We start from the raw sequence: 3,256 nt of genomic DNA on the forward strand, positions 1-3,256 counted from the left end.
CGCGCGTATGCAAAAGCATAACGCAGCTTGTGACCTTGGGCACCGTAAAACAGGGACGGATAACTAGACATGAGTCGCGTAAAAACATTGCGGGACACCCGCACCTTCGATCTGTTCGAGATCCCACAGCCGCTGCTGGCCATCCCCGGCCAGGGCAATTACTCGGTGCAAGTGAGCGAGATTGTCGGCGAGATGCTCAAGGGCGCCTCCGTTGACCGCTACGAGATAGCCACCTGCATGTCGCGCCTGTCCGGCGATGACGTATCGAAAGCCATGCTCGATGCCTGGGCCAGCCCTGCCCGTACTGATCACAACCTTCCTTTCTATAGAGCGGCGCTGCTTGAAGAGGTATGTGCGAGCCATCTGCTGACCAACTGGCTGGTCACCCAGCGCGGTGGCCGTGTGGCCTATGGGCGTGACGCGTTGCTGGCCGAACTGGGGCGCCTGGAGCGTACCCGCGATGAAGCGGGACGCCAGGCGCGTGAGCTTAAACGTCGAATTGGGGGTGAGGCATGAAACCGGAAGAACTCAAGCAAGGCGACTGGCTGGTGATTCGCGACCCGCTTGCTGACCGGGAGTATCGCGCGCAGTTCGTGGAGCGTTTGCCGTCCCTCGGTTATGGCGATTCGGCGTTGAACCGTCTGTCCTGCGCCGACTGGATCGGCCAGCCCGGAGCAGATGCTGCAGGTCGCTGCACATTCACCGACTCAGAGTTGGCCCATCACGGGCGGGTGCTGCTCGACGATGAAGACACACCCGTAACGGTTGAGAAGCCCGACGTCATCAACATGGCTCTTATCGAGGCTGCTCATAACCGGCGAGAAGAGAACGCAATTCGTCGGCTAATCCAACGAGCTCAGCGTGTTTATCCGCATCTGACTCCTCTGCCTCATTTGCCAGCCGGCACAGGAAGCGAAGTGAGTGATCTGGAGTCAGCCCCGGAATCTTTTGCACCTGCGCCAGGAGCCATGCAATGACGATGTCCTGCGCTTGTGCTCTTTCGGCCAACTGTTCAATGCGCAGCCTTACAAGCGGCGGCAGGCTGGCCATTTGCCGTTCGTACTCCAACTTGTACTCATCTTCTGTCATGGGGGCTCCCTCGGTTTGTGTTGGTTTGGTTGGCGCCGATCACGCTACCCGAGAACTGAGCCCCCGCCTATATAGAGGTGGTGACCATGCGTAAGTGGTTCACCGCCCAGGAATTGGCCGGGCTGCCGGGGATGCCAGGGACAGTACAGGGAGTACGCCTTGCTGCTGCGCGCGAGAGCTGGGAAGGCCAGCGACGCCTGGGCTCCAAGGCCATCGAGTACAGCTTCGCAGTCCTGCCCGCCGAAACCCAGGCCGCTCTGGTCGCGCGCATGGTGCAGGCCGAGCAACCTGCCGAGGCGCCGAAGCCGACCGCCCCACACACGCTTACTTCACCGCAGCGTGACGGCATTTCAACGTCACGCCTTAGTGATGATCAACGCGACGTCATGAGCGCGCGGGTTTCGATCATCCGTGAGGTGGAGCGCATGAGCCAGATGGTCAGCCAGCAGCGGGCCATCCTGGCTCTGGTCGGCCTGGCGCGTGATGGTCAGCTCAGCCCGTACCTGGCCGAGCGGGTCGAACGTGCCAACGACCGCAAGACCCCTGACCGCACCTTGAGTGAGCGCACGATCAAGCGCTGGCTAGCGGACTTCCGCAAGCATGGCGAGATTGCCCTGGCGCCGATTCGCCGCAAGCCAGACATGACCCTGCCGGTGTGGGCGCCCGTGTTCCTCAAACACTACCAGCGCCCGCAGAAGCCGAGCGCCGAAGCTGCCTATGCCGCCTTTCAGGCCGAGTATCCGGGGGCGCCGAGCATTCATGCGGTGCGGCGGATGCTGGCCAAGATGCCGCCGCAAGCGCGGGAACAGGGGCGCATCGGCGCGCGGGAAATCAAGTCGCTCAAGGCGTTCCACCGCCGTACCGCCGACATGCTCTGGCCCAACGACGTCTGGATCGCGGACGGCCATACCTTCGACGCGGAGGTGATGAACCCACTCACCGGCCAGATTTTCCGGCCCGAGGTGACCATGGTCATCGACTGGGGCACCCGTCGTATCGTCGGCTTCTCGGTCAACCTGGCCGAGTCGACCATCGCCACGCTGGATACCCTGCGCGACGGCGTCAGCCGGGTCGGCATGTACAAGGTGTTGTACGTCGACAACGGCAGCGGCTTCGATAACGCCGTGGTCTACGAGGTCAACGACCGCCTGGGCGGCACCATCACTCACTCGCTGCCCTACAACTCGCAAGGCCGTGGCGTGATTGAGCGCCCACACAAGACCATCCTGGTGCGCCTGTCGAAAACCTACGACAGCTACATCGGCAAAGACATGGACAAGGAAGCCGCCACCCGCGTGCATCGCCTGTCGCGTCAGCAGTTGTCCATGGGACTCCAGCCCAAGCAGATACCGACCTTCGACACGTTCTTCGCGGATCTGCAGAACGCCCTGGATGCCTACAATCATCGGCCACACCGGGCGCTGCCGAAAATCCGCGACATCGAGACCGGCAAGCTGCGCAACCAAAGCCCGATGGAGTCCTGGAAGTCGGCGCTGGCCGACGGTTGGGAGCCGCTCAAGGCCGAGGCCCATGTGGTGGAGGCGCTGGTGCGGCCGCAGGTGGTACGCACCACCAACCGCGCCGAGGTTCGCATCTTTGGCGGCATCTACTTCCTGCAGGCGCTGGAGGGCTACCACGGCCAGGAAGTGCGCGTGGCCTACGACTTCCGCGACGCCAGCCGCGTATGGGTGCACACCCTCGACGGCGAGCTGATCGGCGAGGCTGTACTGGGCGGCAACGCCAGCCCAGCCATGCCGCAGAGCCTGATGGATAAGGCCACCGAGAAGCGCGAGAAGGGCCAACTGGCCCGCCTGGTCAAGAAGGCCAAGACCGTTACCGGCCAGGACGTCGAGCTGCATGTTGTGCCAAAGGCCGCGCTAAGCGCCGAACTGACCGAGCAGCAGCTTGAGGACGCCCGCGAGTATGCGGCGCTCACCCTGGAGCGCCAGGCGCCCACCTTCACCGTGCCCGACAACGACATGACCCGCTACGACCTGTGGCAGGAGCTGGAGGCCCGTCGCCAGCGCGGCGAAGCGCTCTGCGAGGCCGAGGCCAACTGGCACGCCATCTACCCGAACAACCCTGGCTTCAAAGCCATTCAACGCATGTACGACCACTTCGCGGCCGCTGAGGCCACTGCCTGACCTGGGGGAGAACCACCTATGAG

The 3,256-nt window shown here is 63.3% G+C and carries 3 protein-coding genes; all 3 read left to right on the forward strand.

What is annotated here, in order from left to right; genetic code table 11:
• Nucleotides 1-69: 69 nt before the first annotated feature.
• The 3 genes from BM186_RS25985 (at nt 70) to BM186_RS25995 (ending at nt 3,233) form a co-directional block, all read left to right on the forward strand.
• Nucleotides 70-516, forward strand: a complete 447-nt coding sequence (locus BM186_RS25985; RefSeq protein ID WP_074919339.1) for a hypothetical protein — start codon at nt 70-72, stop codon at nt 514-516.
• Nucleotides 513-977, forward strand: coding sequence for a hypothetical protein (locus tag BM186_RS26520; RefSeq protein WP_139228047.1), 465 nt, complete (start codon nt 513-515; stop codon nt 975-977). Before BM186_RS25985 ends, BM186_RS26520 begins: the two co-directional genes overlap by 4 nt.
• A gap of 198 nt (nt 978-1,175) precedes the next feature.
• Nucleotides 1,176-3,233, forward strand: coding sequence for a DNA-binding protein (locus BM186_RS25995; protein WP_074919343.1), 2,058 nt, complete (start codon nt 1,176-1,178; stop codon nt 3,231-3,233).
• Nucleotides 3,234-3,256 lie beyond the last annotated feature (23 nt).

The sequence above is a fragment of the Ectopseudomonas toyotomiensis genome, assembly GCF_900115695.1.
GTDB classification, from domain to species: Bacteria; Pseudomonadota; Gammaproteobacteria; order Pseudomonadales; family Pseudomonadaceae; genus Aquipseudomonas; species Aquipseudomonas toyotomiensis.

Coding starts and splice junctions, on each gene's coding strand:
- BM186_RS26520 (WP_139228047.1), top strand. CDS start 513: ATGAAACCGGAAGAACTCAAGCAAGGCGACTGGCTGGTGATTCGCGAC.
- BM186_RS25985 (WP_074919339.1), top strand. CDS start 70: ATGAGTCGCGTAAAAACATTGCGGGACACCCGCACCTTCGATCTGTTC.
- BM186_RS25995 (WP_074919343.1), top strand. CDS start 1,176: ATGCGTAAGTGGTTCACCGCCCAGGAATTGGCCGGGCTGCCGGGGATG.